Annotated in this window: 17 protein-coding genes; 5 read left to right on the forward strand and 12 right to left on the reverse strand. The window is 40.2% G+C overall.

Going from position 1 to position 16448, the window contains the following annotated elements; genetic code table 11:
- Positions 1 to 195: 195 nt before the first annotated feature.
- The 3 genes from HYW21_09025 to HYW21_09035 form a co-directional block, all read right to left on the reverse strand.
- A complete protein-coding gene (locus tag HYW21_09025) occupies positions 196 to 1254 on the reverse strand; it encodes a hypothetical protein (GenBank protein MBI2549462.1) in 1059 nt (352 codons plus the stop codon).
- A gap of 30 nt (positions 1255 to 1284) precedes the next feature.
- A complete protein-coding gene (locus HYW21_09030) occupies positions 1285 to 1986 on the reverse strand; it encodes an RNA methyltransferase (GenBank protein ID MBI2549463.1) in 702 nt (233 codons plus the stop codon).
- A 67-nt stretch (positions 1987 to 2053) separates the two neighbouring features.
- Positions 2054 to 2800, reverse strand: a complete 747-nt coding sequence (locus tag HYW21_09035; protein MBI2549464.1) for a TrmB family transcriptional regulator — start codon at positions 2798 to 2800, stop codon at positions 2054 to 2056.
- 76 nt (positions 2801 to 2876) lie between these two features.
- Between HYW21_09035 and HYW21_09040 the strand changes: the two genes are divergently transcribed.
- Positions 2877 to 4277 carry a hypothetical protein gene (locus HYW21_09040; protein ID MBI2549465.1) on the forward strand — a complete coding sequence of 467 codons (1401 nt, stop codon included), beginning with the start codon at positions 2877 to 2879 and terminating at the stop codon, positions 4275 to 4277.
- Between the two features lies 1 nt (position 4278).
- Here HYW21_09040 and HYW21_09045 read toward each other — a convergent pair whose 3' ends face one another.
- From HYW21_09045 to HYW21_09080, 8 genes are all read right to left on the reverse strand, one after another.
- Complete coding sequence (locus HYW21_09045; GenBank protein ID MBI2549466.1) at positions 4279 to 4527, reverse strand: YhbY family RNA-binding protein; 249 nt, start codon at positions 4525 to 4527, stop codon at positions 4279 to 4281.
- Between the two features lie 2 nt (positions 4528 to 4529).
- Entirely contained in the window at positions 4530 to 6284 is a 1755-nt protein-coding gene (locus HYW21_09050) for a cation:proton antiporter (protein ID MBI2549467.1), read from the reverse strand.
- A gap of 23 nt (positions 6285 to 6307) precedes the next feature.
- The gene (locus HYW21_09055) at positions 6308 to 7255 is read right to left on the reverse strand and encodes an NAD(P)H-hydrate dehydratase (GenBank protein ID MBI2549468.1); all 948 of its coding nucleotides are present in this window, start codon (positions 7253 to 7255) and stop codon (positions 6308 to 6310) included.
- A 59-nt stretch (positions 7256 to 7314) separates the two neighbouring features.
- Entirely contained in the window at positions 7315 to 7731 is a 417-nt protein-coding gene (locus HYW21_09060) for a hypothetical protein (GenBank protein ID MBI2549469.1), read from the reverse strand.
- Positions 7732 to 7877: 146 nt separating this feature from the next.
- Positions 7878 to 8507: a hypothetical protein gene (locus HYW21_09065; GenBank protein ID MBI2549470.1), complete on the reverse strand. Its 630-nt coding sequence runs from the start codon at positions 8505 to 8507 to the stop codon at positions 7878 to 7880.
- 67 nt (positions 8508 to 8574) lie between these two features.
- Positions 8575 to 9213 carry a hypothetical protein gene (locus HYW21_09070; protein ID MBI2549471.1) on the reverse strand — a complete coding sequence of 213 codons (639 nt, stop codon included), beginning with the start codon at positions 9211 to 9213 and terminating at the stop codon, positions 8575 to 8577.
- A 191-nt stretch (positions 9214 to 9404) separates the two neighbouring features.
- Entirely contained in the window at positions 9405 to 9956 is a 552-nt protein-coding gene (locus HYW21_09075; GenBank protein MBI2549472.1) for a hypothetical protein, read from the reverse strand.
- A 53-nt stretch (positions 9957 to 10009) separates the two neighbouring features.
- Entirely contained in the window at positions 10010 to 10663 is a 654-nt protein-coding gene (locus HYW21_09080; GenBank protein MBI2549473.1) for a hypothetical protein, read from the reverse strand.
- A gap of 158 nt (positions 10664 to 10821) precedes the next feature.
- Between HYW21_09080 and ald the strand changes: the two genes are divergently transcribed.
- Both ald and HYW21_09090 read left to right on the forward strand, forming a co-directional pair.
- Positions 10822 to 11937 carry an alanine dehydrogenase gene (ald, locus tag HYW21_09085; GenBank protein MBI2549474.1) on the forward strand — a complete coding sequence of 372 codons (1116 nt, stop codon included), beginning with the start codon at positions 10822 to 10824 and terminating at the stop codon, positions 11935 to 11937.
- Positions 11938 to 12248: 311 nt separating this feature from the next.
- Entirely contained in the window at positions 12249 to 12581 is a 333-nt protein-coding gene (locus HYW21_09090; GenBank protein ID MBI2549475.1) for a hypothetical protein, read from the forward strand.
- Between the two features lie 87 nt (positions 12582 to 12668).
- On the opposite strand, the gene infB is transcribed toward HYW21_09090, so the two are convergent.
- Positions 12669 to 14438 (reverse strand): translation initiation factor IF-2, encoded by a 1770-nt coding sequence (infB, locus tag HYW21_09095; GenBank protein ID MBI2549476.1) that lies wholly within the window; start codon positions 14436 to 14438, stop codon positions 12669 to 12671.
- Positions 14439 to 14533: 95 nt separating this feature from the next.
- Between infB and HYW21_09100 the strand changes: the two genes are divergently transcribed.
- Positions 14534 to 15079, forward strand: coding sequence for a serine hydrolase family protein (locus HYW21_09100; protein MBI2549477.1), 546 nt, complete (start codon positions 14534 to 14536; stop codon positions 15077 to 15079).
- Between the two features lie 296 nt (positions 15080 to 15375).
- Positions 15376 to 16440 carry a hypothetical protein gene (locus tag HYW21_09105; protein MBI2549478.1) on the forward strand — a complete coding sequence of 355 codons (1065 nt, stop codon included), beginning with the start codon at positions 15376 to 15378 and terminating at the stop codon, positions 16438 to 16440.
- Positions 16441 to 16448: the final 8 nt, after the last annotated feature.

Below are 16448 nucleotides of genomic sequence, written 5' to 3' on the forward strand. Positions count from 1 at the left end.
ACAGTCAGAGGACTCGCCGCTGGCGCATGGCGAGCAGGGGGTTGCCCCATTCGGGGTGGCGAGTAGGACATTTTGCGCACAAAATGTCCGTCATGCCGCCAGTCGCGGCGGCATAGGTTAGTTTAAAATCGAATCTACTGCATATGAAGTCCAGAATATGATGCCCATAGTGTGATGCCCATATTATGATACCCTTTACCCTGTGTTTGTATGCTTCACAACAACAATCTGCTTTGTCAATGAACGATGAATGTAGACCGTAAATCGTTGCTTACAATTTAAACGAAAAGAACTCCACAACTGTTGTAGATCAATGGTATGGGGGAGAACAACAACTGCCCTTTCAAGCAAAACATCCTGTAACCAACGGCCAACATTGAAGTACAGTTCAGATAATCCTTTTTTGCTGGTGTTTCTTCCGTACGGCAAATCCATGACAAGATAAGGAAATGGTGTGGTGAGTGTTAATGCATTTTGCACAAAAAGTTCATACTGTTGAATACCATAATGAAGAAGATTCTGTTCACATTTAGTAATCATTCGAGGGTCAAGATCATACCCTTTTACCTGAAACCCCATCAATCCTGCTTCGATAAGAAACCCACCTGTCCCACAAAAAGGATCAACAAGTATTGCATGATGTCCATAGGGAATTTGGGTAAGATTGACAACAGCTCGTGCTAGTTTTGGATGTAAGGAGACAGGAGAAAAACCTGGACGGAGATGTGCCTTCCGTTCCGCAAATCCCTTGCTCCCTTCATGAATAAGGACAGTAACCCATACAAAAGTTTCACTGCCAAAAGTGCCATTTCCAAAGGTTTCATCCATAAATAAAACAAATGCTGTTTGTGGATTGCGTAGTTGGACAGGAGCATGATTAAGGGATTTCCAAAATAACTTCCCGAGTTCAGATACAGATATCGATACTGAAGAAGGCGAAGAAAGATTGCTTCCTTGTTTCTTTTCCTTATCCCCTAGTCGTATACAACGGACAGAGAATGATTTCCCCTGATAAGGATTGTTGTTCCAGACAGAAAGATTTTTTTCTAAAGTGGAGAGTGGACAGGAAAAAAGTATCTGATAAACTGCTTTGGTATAAGCTAAACGCGAAAAGGTCTGAGATGAAATTTGCTTGTTCACCTTACTCCAAAGATAACATCCCCTCACGTTTACTTGTTCAGGACTACAGACTGCTTCAATTTCAGCCTTTGCAAGTTCTCGTTGTTCTCCGGAGAGGTGAAAGATCGTATTCATGGAATTCACGAAATTCATGGAGTGTAATACTTATTGTTGACGGTATTTACGGAAAAAACCCATAAGGACAAAGGCCTCTCGTTTTGTCAGCAATCCTTTGTTAATCAAGCGTTTCCATACTCGTTGCTGTGATGCTTGTTTATCTTCACTTTCAAAACGCAATTGATGAAGACACTCGTCAATATAGTTAAGGAGTACCTCTTTCTCTTTCTTTGATGCAAATGGATGCGGAGAAGCTTTCGAACTGTGAAGAGATGTATGAAGAAACAGCTCATAGAAAAGAATACCTGCTGCATGACTAATGTTAAGGGCAGCGTAATCGCTGGTCGTAGGAATAGTAACCATAAAATCACACGCTCTAATCTCTGCAAGGGTTAGCCCATTTCCCTCTCTGCCAAAGAGAATACCAATGTTTTGGGTCGCTGCAAGTTTGGCAATACGTTCTGCCATCTGTTGTGGTGTTAATGGATGTCGTGAAAGATTATAGGAAGTTCCACGAATAGCGGTCGTACCAACAAGATAGTCAAAGCTCTTGAGAACAGTTTTATCAGTTCGTGTCGCTTTCTTGAGAAGATCCTTTGCATGTTTTGCTCGACAAAAAGCCTCATCACACAAGTAATCACATTTTGGTTCAATCAGTACTAATGAAGACAAGTTAAAGTTTTTCATAGCACGAGCAATAGCACCAATATTGCCTGGTTCCTCTGGTTCGAGAAGGATAACCGTAATCATACAGTAGGAGTAGAATTTCTCTTTATAAGAATTACGCAAATTAAGGTTTTGTTGAGTAAACACACGCTTATAGCTTCTCCGCTTTCTTCCAGACATAATCGAAATAGTGTTCAAGAGCTTTCGTTAGCTCTCGAGATTCAATAATAAGTGAAACTCGATCCAAGAGATCTTTAGGATTAACAATCATTTGACACGATTCCTTACCGTCAATAATCCCTAACCGTAATTCTGTTACTGGATAATATCTCACGTGAACACCAAGTTTCTTAACTTCTCGGATTAGTTTTAGATTTCCCTTCTCTTTCTGCGTAGCTAACATGTAAATGTTCACACCTCTCTGAATACACTTTTTAATTTCTCTCTGGACAGAAGCTGGTACATAGTCAAATGTAAGCATATCTTTAACGTACTTATTCGCTGCTTGAAACCGATGAATAACTAGGGGATGAGTTTCTTTTCTCCCTCGGTAAACAGTTATTAATTCTTCTGTTTTAGGTTGACTTTTTTTCCATACTCGTGCTGATATTTTTTTAGGAAGCATTATCTCAAATTGTTCTAGTTCTTCCTTTTTAAAACGTAGATAACTTTTGAGAGCTAATCCTGGTTCTACCGCTTTAAATATTTTAGGTCTTACTTCTAGAATTGAGACAAAGTTCTTATTTGATAATTTATACAAGGTATCATAAATCTTACTTTGTGGAACACTACTTAATTTAGCAAGCTTGCTTCCGGTTAGAGAACTATAATCTAAGAGTGTTAAATATACTTTAATCTCATACTCGCTTAAGCCGATCTTTTTTAGTTCTTCATTCATTTTAACTAAGATCAGTGAAATTAACCACTAATAGTGGTAAGTCATATTTAAATTTTTCTTTTATTTACCTCCATTTATGCAAGAAAAACCTAAAGCACCCGTAGGGATAAAATATGCACTCAGCGTGTCACAATCTGTTCTTTTTACAGATTTGAGCCTTCAAGGTAATTTAAGGAATTATTTCAAAAGAACGATGGACATAGATTATGGGCCAATCTATATTTCTGTTGATGCTGGAGCAATAAGCTGGAATTATGATTCTGATAACCTCTTTCTCAAGAAAATGAACGCACGTGAAGACACACAGCTTTCTATAATTCGATTCATTGATACAATGAATAGAACATCGCGCTTACTCAACTCCGTTTCAATGGTTTTATCTCATTCAAGCCGTCGTTTAAATGTCCCCCAGGATTTAATTCAAGATTTAGAAACCTATTGGGAGACGTACAAATTACACATGACTTCGCTCTTCACCTTTTGGAATATAGAGAATCTTCTTATTCAAGAGCTGAAGAAGAGAATGCATGAACATAAGGATGATGTAAACAAGATTTTTAATACTATCTTTCAACCAAATGAAGCTAATGCATTTGTTTGGGAAAAGTGGCATTTGAAAAGAGTAGTAGATAGGTTTACAAAAAAAGAATTACTAAAAGAAGCAATGCAAAATCATCTCAGAACATTTAGCTTCATTCTAACACCTTTTAATTTAGGAGAGTTTCCAGATATTAATCAGCAATTAAAACGTGTTGAAGAAGTAAAAGATCTGCAACAGAGTCTTCTACCTGAAAAATACCTCATACCTCTTCAGTTAAATCTTCCAGATGAGCTAAAGGTATGGGGTAATCTCGCTCAGCAAATGACATTCTGGAGGACAGAACGTCTTGATATCTTATCATTATGCGACTCCAGAATGAAAGAGCTGTATCAACAAACAGCAGATTTTCTTAAAATTACAAAAGAGCATTTGTTTTCTATGACCAGTAGAGAGATATTGGAGTCATTACAACATCAAAAAGTAGTTATTAGTATCGAAGAAAGCCAGCGAAGAAGAAATGCATTTTGTTTAGTGCTTTATAATGGGATTATTGATTTCTATACACCGACATTAAAAGAAAATAATAGACAAGAAATTTTAAAAGTTGGAGAAACTATTAACGGGACGTGTGTTTCTCAGGGAAACGTCAAAGGAAAAGTCCGAATCTTAGATGACCCTGAACGATTTGAAGAGCTGAGGCCAGGAGAAATACTTGTTGCTACAATGACAAGACCTGAAATGGGAGTTGCTTTAGAAAAAGCTGCTGCGTTTGTAACGAATCAAGGAGGATTACTTTGTCATGCAGCTATTCTTTCAAGAGAGATGAAAAAACCGTGTGTTGTTGGTACGAATAATGCAACGCAAATTCTTAAAGATGGAACATTTATAGAAGTCAATGCAACTAAGGGGATTATTAAAGTCCTTGAAATTCTGTAATTCAGCGTTGCAGCACAATACTATTCCCTGTTTGCATAACAAGGGTGCTCTTGGTAACGTTGCGTAACTGTTCCATAATCTGATGCTTTTCCTCTCTGGATTTCCCTTCAATAAAGCTTTGCAACAATTTAATCTTAATAAGATGACGTTTACGGAGCTGCTTGATCATCTCACTAATTTGTGCCTGCGTAATTCCTTGTTTGCCAATTCTTACCGTTGGTTCCAGTGTATGGATGTTCTGCTCGACCATGGTTAAAAGAACTGAAATCCTCCTCGTTCTTGATCATGACCCAGTTTTCTGCGATGGTGGAGCTCCTTAATATGCTTTACCTTTTTATGGAGGATTTTCTTAAAGTCAGTGCTTACCTCTTCAAGGATCAATGAAACATGATCTCCACCCAGGAAGTGTGGCAGGATAACATAGTCAGCCCCGGCCTCATAGAGGAGAAGCGCTTCATCAACTTGTTGTGCAGTCACAAAAACCACTACCTCAGGATGAAGAGACTTTGCCTGGCGGATCAAAAGCATATTGGCGTGCATATCAGTTGCCGTTGAAATCAGTAACTTTACTTGCTTGAGATGAATCCGGTGGAGAATTTCAGGGTCTGCAACATCACCATACAGACAAGGAACTTTTTTTGCGACCAAATGGCGAATAACCTCTGGATTAAAATCGACAATTAGGGTTGCTTTGCGCAAACTTTTGAGCTTTTGAAAAAGTGCATAACCAATGCGATGGTATCCAACAAGGACTACTTCCCTTGTTCCTTTTTGTGGAAGATACTCAAGTTCTTTTTCTAAAAAAGCAATTTTATCAAAGTACCGTAAGATCGGAGAAAAAAACAGATACAGTTGTTGGTCATACTTTACGGCATAGGTAGTAATCACAATAGTAACTATAGCAAGCAAGGTAACGAGAGTGAAAAGGCCATCATCCACAACACCTAAACCTTTTCCGAGTGCAACCAAGATCAGAGAAAACTCTGAGATCTGACAGAGTGCAATACCGCTCAAAAAGGCAGTACGCTTTTTGTATCCAAAAAGAATCGTCAGTATAAAAATAAGCAATGGCTTAAAGAGGACTATAATTGCGGTGAAAATCAAAAATGGGATAATTAATGAAGAGATAGAGCCTAAGTTAAGCTGCATTCCTAACGAGACAAAAAATAAAATAGTAAAAAAGTCTCTTAATGGTGTTATTCTCCCAATTATTTCATAACTATACGGAAGGGTTCCCAAGGCAAGCCCGGCCAAAAATGCACCAATCGCAATCGAAAACCCAAGAAAGTTCGCGAGGAGAGAGAACAAAAAGCACATCGAAAGAGCAATCAGAAATAAGAGCTCAGGAGTTCGAGCAGCGAACCGAAACAAGGGAGGAAAAAGAATCATGCTACATAAAGAAACAATAGCAAATAAGAAAGCTGCCTTCAAGAGCGCAACCAAAAAAATAAAAGAGCTAAAGGTTGAAAGTGTTGTCAAAAAAGAAAGCACAAAGATAACGATGATATCTTCGACAAGCAAGATGCCTACCACAATACGAGAATGCAATGCATCAAGTTCTCGCTTATCTGAGAAGAGCTTAACAACAACCATGGTTGAACTGAAGGAAAGAGCAAGTCCGAGATAGAGTGCCTCAATTGATGAAAAACCAAAATAAGGAGCAAGCAACCATACCAGCAGATACATAATTCCTGTTTTGATAATGCCTCCAAGAACCGTAACAAGACTCACATCTCGCAGCAGTTTCAGGTTAATCTCAAGACCAACAATAAAAAGTAAAAAAGCAATGCCAATTTCTGAAAGTGTAGCAATCAAGGTTGGATTAGTAAGTACAGGAAAGCCTAATTGGGAGATATACCCTGCAATACTCCAAGAGAAATGTGGAGCAAGAAAAAGTCCAGCAAGAACATACGCAGGAATAAGGGGTTGTTTGAGAAGACGTGCAAGAAGGGCAATGAGTGAGGCAACAATAATCAACAGTGCAATATCAAAAAAAATATTTTCCATGATCTACCTCTTTTTATACTTTTTTATCTCTTTCTCCTTCTCACGATTTCGACATCTTGATGACGAGGGACTGAAGTAGCAATAGCTTTTATAGCTTTTGGTATCCAGGGTAAAAAATCACTGGCAATAAAGCCATAACCTAGTTCTTCTTTCAACAGATCGCCAATCCATCCGTTGAGATATGCTGCACAACAAGCGCTTGAGAAAGGATCATTTGTTCGACAGAGAAAACCTGCGCATATCCCTGCAAGGACATCACCAGTACCACCAACCGTCATTCCCGGATTACCGGTATGATTGTAGCAAATGTTGTTACTTGAGACAATAGTATCCACTGATCCTTTCAGTAAAAGAACATTTGTTCCAAGCAATTCTTGAAATTTTTTTTGCATGAAAATGGTTGCATAGGCCTCTTGAGAAACATACTGCTCAAGAATCCCTGAATGGTTGAGGAGGATTTGTAATTCTGCAGCATGAGGAGTGAGAATTGCATGCTTGATTTCTTGGAGGGAAACAACTTTAAGAGCATCTGCATCAATAACAAGGGATTTGTTGCGTATGACTAGTTCTCTTACTACCTTTGTCACAAACCGTTGTGTCTCTAGATGTAATCCTAATCCAGGGCCAATAAGGACAACATCGTGCTTTTCGCTCAATTGAAGAATACGGTACACATGATCTGTCGTGAGATGAGGCCAGTTAAGTTTAACAGTTATGAGATCAGGCGTTAAGGTGTTCATGGCCCAGGCAACCTTGCTCGGACTGGCTACGGTAACAATATCAATACCAACACGAAGCGCACTTAAACTTTTGACAGCAAGACTCCCGAGTGCAATGGCACCAATATACTGTTCTGATCCACCAACCACAAGAACGCGGCCAAAATCCCCTTTATGAGCTGTTTTTTTTCTGCGAAGCAATTGCTTGAGAAATCGCTGAGCCTCTTTATGAGTAATGACCTTTTTTCCCATGAAAGAGCATCCAGCATAACGAAGTTAAAAATCTTTCGCTAGATCACAGAAAAACAACGTCAAAAAAGCTGGTTATTGTGATCAAGAAAAATCTTTGTGCTGCCAAATTTATTCTTCATAAATACTTTGTATTCTTCACTGACTGGATCAATGTATTTTTTAGGAAGTAATTCCTCAGTGCTTGGCCTAGCTGAAGAGCCCCCAGTACCGGGAAGGCTGGTTTGAGGATGTGCATTTTCAAGGAGTAGAGGATTATGATGTTGGGGTAGACGTGCAGTTGGTCGATGATCTAATCCACTCATAACAGGGATATTTTCACGAGTAGTAGTAGGAAGAGGGACGAACTTCTCGGCCATTACCGCCTGCTCTAAATCTTTGGGCTTCTGTGGAGAGCTATCTACCTGTTTAACGGTTGTAATACTCGGTTTCTCAGCGGATTTTTCATCAGATGCCTGCTGCGGTGCTTCATCAGCCATGACGCTGAACATAAGAGGGGGTTTATAAACCTATTGACAAAAGAAGGGATTCTGTTGACAAGATATGTTCACTGCCAGCATAAACCGTTCTGAGAAGAGAAAAAATGCCCATGGGCGGTCATACAGGCGTTCAAATTTTGTAAAAATTATGCCCATCCCGTATTTGTAGGGTCTCTTCCTCGAGGAGGTCCTCGGTCGATAGAAGCATAGCTAAACTGTTTTTTGTACTTTCCCAGATGAATCTCATGGGTATAACCATCTTTAAGCGCATACCAACAGAGAATCTGGAAATCTGGACTTTTTTTATCAAGCAGAATGTCATGACTGTAGATCATTTTTACTTTTTTCTCGAGGGGATCAAGCTGAAGCATCAAGACATAGGTCATTTGGCCAATCACATACTTTAGTCGGGCTGTAGTTGTCATGTGCTTGATGGTTCGCTCGATAATCTCTGGAGAGACACCTTTCATTGATGTTTCGCCGAGAGCGACAAGTCCAGGAAGATTTACTGCATGTCTCACGATTTCCTGAAGTGCATCGCCCTTGAAATAGAGGGTAATACTAAAGGTTTCACGCAAAAATGCACGAACAAAGAGGTTATGAGAATATTTTTTATTGAATTCTTCAATAAAAGACTTAAAGGTAGGAAGGTTTTCGTACACATTCGTTGAGAGGTTCCCTACTTCTTGATCAATCTCATAGGCAACGCTCACTAGAATACGCAAATCATCGTAAAATTCATTTATTTCTGCAGCAGAGAATTTCTTGAGGAGCATACTACACTCATATTCCTCGCCACTATATTAATTTTCTGGTGATTTTCTGATATAATGCTGTTTTTGGTTATGCAGCCAGTCGCTCAATGCCACTTCCAAACGATCCTTCAAGACGATCATCAAGTGAAGCAGGTTGTTGAACAACACGGGATCTGGGAGAATGTAATCGTGGAACGGTCCTTCTGTGAGCGGTATAAGGAATTGTTGAGGATGAACTATCTAGATAGATGGGAAGTAAAATAACACCATACACGACTGGTTGATTGGTACTTTTCGGTTGTCCATCCTGATTCCTCCCTTGATGGTTTTGACTATTAAAATTATGCTTTGCTGGATCAGAGGATGGATTTCCTAGAACAAGAACATAGTTAGGTTGTCCGTCAGGTTCATAATGCTGTGTCCTTGAATGGACCGTATTATAGGCTGCTGATCCCGGGCTCGAAGTAGGCTCATACAGTGGTAATCCTCTCGAGTTATGCTCATAAGGCATTTGAGGAGAAGCAACATACGAAGAGCCAAAACTAGCTTCAAGGTTGCCATAGGTTGGTGAGGGAGAATGTTGGGAAGCATGTACAAGAGCATGGGCTATCAAATCGCTCATGTTTCCTCTTACCTGTGTTGTTCCTGGTTGAAGAGGAGAGAGGACATCAGAACAACACGTTTGTCTGTTTGAAGGGGGAAATAAGCTCTGATAGACAGGATGCATAGTTTACCTCGCTTTACCGTAAGAGTATTAGGATACTCTTTAGGTCATCTTAGTCATAACTGTGCTATCAACGTAAGGCTAGTTTATAAATAAGAGTGAGGAAGAAACACTAAAAGTGCGACAAAAAAGTCATAGTCCCCCATTTATAAGTATTCATAGAATTCACGATGAATTCTAGGACAAATCAGGAATTACTTAGCAACTTGCTTTGCATACAAGGGTGCTTCCACAGGCTGTGGATCTTTGTGCATATGTTGAACCCAGACAACATCGTCAACAATCCGAGAAACTGATACACGATTAGAATTCTCTGGAACGACTCTATCGAACATCCCTTCGAGTCCATTTTTATGCCCATGTTTATCTAAAAGGGATTGAAAGATACGATATTCGTTACATGCAACATTAAGTTTTCCGATGAGTTCTACTGTGTCTCCCTCTGCAATCTCACTCCATCTTGTTTCGTCTCCTGTTCCTACATGATAATATCTCTCCGGGGAGAAGGCGTATGTTCTACCCTCAAACTCGTATTCACCAGGAAGAGGACGAATGAGAAAATCCCGCATATCACGAGGAGAACCATTGGGATAAGCACCTCGTGGGGCTTCTACTTTTTCGACAACCGTACCTTTGACACGAAACTCATCACTGTAGTGAGGATGATCAGGAGCACTCGATAAAGAATAAACAAGTCCTGTCAAAGCTCCTACGAGGGCCGCACCCATCAGTTTAGGGTTGTTCATGGTAATCTTACCGAGTAAACAGGAACTACTATTTAAATCTTTTGCTTTTGGTACTACTTATTAGTGACCAAAAAATGTTTGAGCTTTCGATGGAGAGTTTCAAAACGTACTCCAATTGCTCGTGCTGTTTGGGCAGTATTTCCGCTATGCTCCTGCAAAGCCCGTGAAAGGAATCTTCGTTCAAACTCTGCTTCAGCTTGAGCAAAGGACAAAAACGGTTCGGGAAGTTCTTTGACAAGGTTCTTGGTAACATCAGGAACATGGTGGTACATCCTGTCAAAGCGCTGGGGATGAATGACTCCTTCAAAATCACGAAGACTATCCTGAATGATGCGGGTAACGGTTTCCTGCTTGATATAATCTGGCTTAATCATCTCATGCCGGATCTTCTGAATATCAATGCCAAGACCATTTATTGCCCGATGAATGGTTCTGCGTTCAAGGCCTGTTTGCTGTGCAGTACGCTGAACATTACCATAATTAAGTAAAAGTATTTTACGGAGATATTCACGTTTAAACTGTTGTTTAGCTTTTTTGAAGGGAAGACTTGTATCAATGGTATAAGGAAAAGGCCGCTCTAATTTATCAGCAATACTTTTATTGAGCTCAGCAATAGTAACACCTAAGAATTTTAAAGTTGCCTCCTCCACTAATGGCTCGATCTTTTTTTTGATGAGTAATTCAAGATCATTCGGATCTGAGCTCATGCCGGTCTTAACTTCTCTATTATTTAAATATCTTTGTTAATCTGGAGAGATCGACGTAACATTTTTATAACAGAACAGAAGCAACGCTGCATCAGTGATATGATTGTGGCAATAGTGCACAAAAAAGGTAAAAAAAGAATGCAAATAAGGTGAGTGCTATGAACATTGGCGTGGTAAAAGAGATTAAGGATAAAGAAAACAGAGTTTCTGTTACCCCTGATGGGGTCAAGATATTAACCAAAGCTGGTCATATGGTTTTTGTTGAGGAAAACGCAGGTGCAAATTCTGGTTTCAGTAATGAAGAATACCACGTTGCGGGAGCAAAGATAGTAGACACGGCAACAGTGTGGAGCGCAGCACTTGTCGTCAAAGTAAAAGAACCTATGGAAAGAGAATATCAGTATTTCAAACCAGGCAAACTGGTCTTCACGTATTTTCATCTTGCCGGTGTGACCAAGAGCTTAACTGATGCATTACTCAAGAACAAGGTAACGGCAATTGCCTATGAAACTGTTGAAGACAACGCTGGCAGATTACCCTTATTAGCACCCATGTCAGCAGTTGCAGGGAATATGGCAGTGACCGTCGGCAGTTACTATCTCACCAAGTTTACCAATGGCAAGGGAATGCAGCTGGGAACCGTTATGGGAAAGCCCTATGGAAAGGTGATGGTTATCGGCGATGGTGTTGTCGGGAAACACGCTGCACGAACTGCACTTGGAATGGGAACCAATGTTTATCTCTTCACCAGACGCCAGGAACGGATTGCTCAGCTTAAACAAGAGCTTGGACAACAGCTCAATGTCGTGCTTTCAACACCAGAAAACATTGCCTCACACGTTACGGATACTGATCTTCTCATCGGTGGTGTCCTTCTGGAGGGAGCAAAAGCGCCATTCGTGGTAACAGAAAAAATGGTCATAACCATGCAGCCAGGAAGTGTCATTGTTGATGTCAGCATTGATCAGGGGGGTTGCATTGAGACATCAAAACCAACATCACATTCGAATCCAGTATATACCCTTCACGGAGTTACCCATTATTGTGTAACCAATATGCCCGGAGCATATCCACGTACCTCAACCTTTGCCTTGACAGATGCAACCTTTGCTTATCTTCTGAAACTCGCAAATCTAGAATTCATGAAAGCAATGAGCAGTGACAAAGGATTTGCAAAGGGAATCAACACACACGAAGGCAAGATCACCTACAAACCCGTAGCAGAAGCATTAGGTATGCTGGATCACTACAATAAGCTAGAAAATAGGGTGTAAAATAACGAAAAGAATAAGTCCCACATTTTTCGTAGATAATATCTAAAGAACAGCATAAAACATCTGTCCATGGATAACTCATTATATCAAGGATTTTTACAAGTGAAATTCAAGAAAGTCTCGAGGTTCTTGCTAATTCAGAACCAAATACTGAGATTGATATCCCATCTCCTATAGTTGGAGAGGTCGTATGGGGTTTAGGTTATGGTAATTGTAGAATTGATTTTGATGGAACAGTTAAAGCACAAAGACACCCTAGTTTCAATGAAGCGTATGATCAATTAAAAGAAACTCAATTTTGGAGTGATATTTTGAGCAGAAGAGCTGAAGCTTCAGTCGGAATTGAAGAAGTAGTGGGTTCTGAATTATATGGTCGTTTTATTTCACGTTTTGCTAAATCAATATACAGAATAATAGAAACTTTGAATGAAGGTTTAAATGTTGTTGATGGTGATCCTGCTATTGTTGATGTATTACAAAAGATGGGTTATGCAAGTATGCTCCCATATTCTGTTAAAGGAGAAATAGGTTTTGTGAAAACAGAATCTTTTGATGAATTCTATCAACGGTTTAAGCAAACTACATTCTTTAAGGATGTTGAGAAAAAGGTGGGACGAAAAGAGGATACGGTTCCACCGTCATAAAAACACGAGAAAAATTGCACATAACTAAGGTTATATGTACTGATGAACTCATATTGTAATTACCTTATCCCCCCTAACTCGTCTTCCTCAAACACCCCAAACAGGATTTTGCTTTCGCATCATTTCAGCGACTTCCTTCATTATTTCGATTTCAGCTGCTGAAAGATATTGCCGCAGCCGTTTCAGTTGCCTGAAGTCATTTTCTGGAATGGCAGCGTAGAATACATCACCCTCAAAAATCTGTCTCCCGATCGTAACATGGGGAAGGGATATGGCTACTTGCTTTCCCTTTTCCACAATCGTAAGACTTTCCTTTTCAGCCTGGATGCTCTTGATGACCGTTATTATTTTCCCGTCTTTCATAAGCGGAGTTCCTACCTTGATTTTACCTTCAAGAACTTCCACGCCAACAACAGCTGGATTATTCTGGCGAAAAACATAGCCACGTAAAAATTCAATCTTTGCAGGTCTAATCAGTGTTTCTAACTCCCTTGCTTCTACGGCCTTCTTCTGCTCAATCTGCCACTGTTCAAACTGCTCAAGGAGTCTATAGATAACATCACTGGTAATAACTTTGACGTATTCATGACGCATACCAGCATTATCAGGAACATTAAATCCCATGACAACGGCAGTAAGGGGATCCTTTTCAAAATTACTCTCTGCATCAATGATATCTTTTTTAGTAATAGGACCAATCGATGCCTTCCGTACAGGAATCTTTTTTTCTTGTAATAATTTTACTAATGCTTCGATACTTCCTAAGGTATCTGCCTTAATGACAATACCTTCTTGGTCAGTGGTAACCAGTGCTTCCTTTACTTCACGTTGGACATCACGCTTCACTTTTTCAAGATTTTCTTTGGAACACGCCCGTAAAGGCATACCTGCAATAGCTGCTTCAAGTTCTGGAGCTGCAATCTTTACGCCTGTAGCAGCATTGACTTTCTTAACCGTTATAAACTTACTTTTTTTATCCCGCATCTCAGCGAGAGGAGCTGGCTCAAATAAGGCTCTTACTTTAGTAACTAGTGGTTCGTCTAAGGTTCCAATAACAATCACATCGTTTACCTTCAAAGAACCATCATAAATGATTACATCAAGCGTTGTTCCTAAACCCGTCTCTTCCTTAACTTCCAAAAGAGTTCCTTTTGCATACCCCTTGACATCACATGCTAAGCAATTTTCCAAAAACTTCTGGGTTAATCCAGTGAGAACCATTAATACTTCTGGTAATCCTTCGGTGGTCTTTGCACTACAAGGGACAATAGCAATCTGTTTGGTATAATCAACAACTCGATCAAAGCGTTCTGCCTGAAATCCTAATTCATAGAGTTTTCCCACCAGTTCATAGAGCTTCTCATCAAATTTTCTTTGTACTTCTTTTGGCTGTGCTTGCATTCTTTGTAATAAAAATCCTTCTCCCTGTTTCCATCCGGGGATGAGATCTATTTTATTCGCTGCAATAATAAAAGGAGTTTTATATGCCTTAAGAATATCTAAAGCTTCAAGTGTTTGTGGCATAAATCCTTCATTGATGTCAACAACCAAGATAGCGATGTCTGCTAAATTCCCCCCTCGTTTTCGTAAGGTTGTAAACGCAGCATGACCTGGCGTGTCAATAAACAATAATCCAGGAATACTGAAGGTAAATTTCATTACGGTAACAAGGTTGCCGCATTTCTGCTTAATGGTTTCCAAAGGGATAAGCGAAGCGCCTATGGCTTGGGTAATTGCACCTGCTTCGCTGGCAACAATATTTGTCCCGCGAATAGCATCTAGAATACTTGATTTTCCATGGTCAACATGACCTAAGACACAAATGATCGGGCTCCGTAAGACAGATGCATTTTCCATACGGCTCAAGAATGAGGCGTCCTTTTTAAGCTTTGCTTTGAGCAACATTTATATCATAAATAGAAATTTTAAATGCACAAAGACAGGTAAAGAGCATGAGAACCGTTTTTATTTTCCATGGAGTCTACGGACATCCAAAAGAAAATTGGTTTGATTGGCTGAAGCTGCAATTAGAACGTGAAGGATGGAACGTCATTGTTCCGCAATTTCCGACGCCAAAGGATCAAACACTAGAAAACTGGCTCAGGGTTTTTGAAGATTACCGTAATCTACTGACGCAAGAAAGTATCATCATTGCTCATAGTTTAGGAGTTGCCTTCGCACTACAGATTATTGAACAATATCCGGTGAAGGCTGCTTTCTTTGTCGCCGGGTTTACTAGTAGCACAGGAAACAAATTCGATGAAAGTATGAAGAGCTTTACTCAAAGAACTTTCGCTTGGGAGGCCATACAGCGTCACTGTCCAAGGTTTTATGTTTTTCACGCAGATAACGATCCCTATGTGCCGCTCAAGAAAGCAACGGAATTAGCAAACCATCTCAATGTCCAGGTTACGCTGGTCAACAATGCAGGTCACTTTAATGAAGCCTCTGGCTACACAACATTTCCACTTTTGCTTGAAAGCATATTGAAAGCATAGTCAGTGTAAAGTAAGTAGGTGAACCTTTACCATTACAGCGCCACTGAAGGCGGTGCTACGGTCATTTTGCTCTGCAAAATGCCCTACTCGCCACCCCGAAGGGGTCCTGGCTCGCCGCACGCCATGGTGGCGCTGATGGCTAGGGGGTAGGCCCCTCCGGGGTGAGCCATAGGGCAGCTGTTTTGCAGCTGCCCGTCAGCCGCCACTAACGTAGCGTGCGTAGTCTTTTTTGTCCAGTTAAACACTTGACGTCATACTAAAGGAGCTTTTTTAAATGCTGCTTATTTTCTTTAATTATGCCTCTGATACATGAAGGAAAAGCAACCATAACATACTATGAAGGAAAGATCTCTAAAAAACTTCCTGTGTTTTATAACCCGATCATGAAGCTCAATAGGGATATTTCTATACTTCTTCTGAATACCATTGAAAAAACACAACTCCAGATAGGGTTACCATTAGCCGGTACGGGCATACGGGGAATACGATTTTTGCTTGAGCTTCAGCAGGGGAAGATCAAATATATTCACTTTAATGACATTAACCCTCAAGCAGTGCAGGCAATTAAAGAAAATCTCGCACGCAATATCCCCCAAAATAGCGAGAACATTGAGAGAGAAGAACGTGAGAAGGGAAACAGAGAAATAAAAGTCACGCAAGAAGATGCCTCATTAGTGCTGTTACAGAGTAATGGTTTTGACTATATTGATATTGATCCATTCGGAGATCCCTGTCCCTTTCTCGATGCTGCCATGGTACGCATTGCACGAAAAGGCATTGTTGCGGTAACTGCAACAGATACTGGTGCACTTTGTGGAACCTTTCCTCTGGCATGCCAACGAAAGTATTGGTCCAAGCCATTGCATAATGAACAAATGCACGAGTTTGGGCTTCGCATTCTCATTCGCAGGGTTCAGCTGGTTGCTGCATCCTATGAGAAAGCACTCACCCCTATCTTTTCTTATGCAAAAGATCATTATATGCGAGTTTTTTTTTCTGTAGAAAAAGGACGGCAGAAAGTTGATGTAATACTTGCCCAGCACGGTCCTGTAGATGAGGGAGGCCCGTTTTGGCTCGGTCAATTATGGGATGATGCACTCCTTAAGAAAATGATTACCCTTCCCCTGGAAGAAAATATTCGCGATTGGCTTAGTATTCTCCAAAAGGAATCTGACGTCAAAACCGTTGGATTTTACGAGCTCCCTGTTCTTGCAAAGAAATTCAAGAAACAGTTGATAAAAAAGAAAGAGCTCATCCAACGCATAGAGGCAAAAGGGTATAAAGCAGCACCAACCCACTTCTCTGGGCAAGGGATACGAAGTACGATTCCTCTCAAAGAATTGGTAGAACTTCTTCCTTAAATTATACG

The sequence above is a fragment of the Candidatus Woesearchaeota archaeon genome (assembly GCA_016187565.1).
Lineage (GTDB): Archaea > Nanobdellota > Nanobdellia > Woesearchaeales > JACPJR01 > JACPJR01.

What these genes read in the sequence shown, in the direction of transcription:
- HYW21_09025 (MBI2549462.1), bottom strand. Translation starts at nt 1,254, where the DNA reads ATGAATACGATCTTTCACCTCTCCGGAGAACAACGAGAACTTGCAAAG.
- HYW21_09030 (MBI2549463.1), bottom strand. Translation starts at nt 1,986, where the DNA reads ATGATTACGGTTATCCTTCTCGAACCAGAGGAACCAGGCAATATTGGT.
- HYW21_09035 (MBI2549464.1), bottom strand. Translation starts at nt 2,800, where the DNA reads ATGAATGAAGAACTAAAAAAGATCGGCTTAAGCGAGTATGAGATTAAA.
- HYW21_09040 (MBI2549465.1), top strand. Translation starts at nt 2,877, where the DNA reads ATGCAAGAAAAACCTAAAGCACCCGTAGGGATAAAATATGCACTCAGC.
- HYW21_09045 (MBI2549466.1), bottom strand. Translation starts at nt 4,527, where the DNA reads ATGGTCGAGCAGAACATCCATACACTGGAACCAACGGTAAGAATTGGC.
- HYW21_09050 (MBI2549467.1), bottom strand. Translation starts at nt 6,284, where the DNA reads ATGGAAAATATTTTTTTTGATATTGCACTGTTGATTATTGTTGCCTCA.
- HYW21_09055 (MBI2549468.1), bottom strand. Translation starts at nt 7,255, where the DNA reads ATGGGAAAAAAGGTCATTACTCATAAAGAGGCTCAGCGATTTCTCAAG.
- HYW21_09060 (MBI2549469.1), bottom strand. Translation starts at nt 7,731, where the DNA reads ATGGCTGATGAAGCACCGCAGCAGGCATCTGATGAAAAATCCGCTGAG.
- HYW21_09065 (MBI2549470.1), bottom strand. Translation starts at nt 8,507, where the DNA reads ATGCTCCTCAAGAAATTCTCTGCTGCAGAAATAAATGAATTTTACGAT.
- HYW21_09070 (MBI2549471.1), bottom strand. Translation starts at nt 9,213, where the DNA reads ATGCATCCTGTCTATCAGAGCTTATTTCCCCCTTCAAACAGACAAACG.
- HYW21_09075 (MBI2549472.1), bottom strand. Translation starts at nt 9,956, where the DNA reads ATGAACAACCCTAAACTGATGGGTGCGGCCCTCGTAGGAGCTTTGACA.
- HYW21_09080 (MBI2549473.1), bottom strand. Translation starts at nt 10,663, where the DNA reads ATGAGCTCAGATCCGAATGATCTTGAATTACTCATCAAAAAAAAGATC.
- ald (MBI2549474.1), top strand. Translation starts at nt 10,822, where the DNA reads ATGAACATTGGCGTGGTAAAAGAGATTAAGGATAAAGAAAACAGAGTT.
- infB (MBI2549476.1), bottom strand. Translation starts at nt 14,438, where the DNA reads ATGGAAAATGCATCTGTCTTACGGAGCCCGATCATTTGTGTCTTAGGT.
- HYW21_09100 (MBI2549477.1), top strand. Translation starts at nt 14,534, where the DNA reads ATGAGAACCGTTTTTATTTTCCATGGAGTCTACGGACATCCAAAAGAA.
- HYW21_09105 (MBI2549478.1), top strand. Translation starts at nt 15,376, where the DNA reads ATGCCTCTGATACATGAAGGAAAAGCAACCATAACATACTATGAAGGA.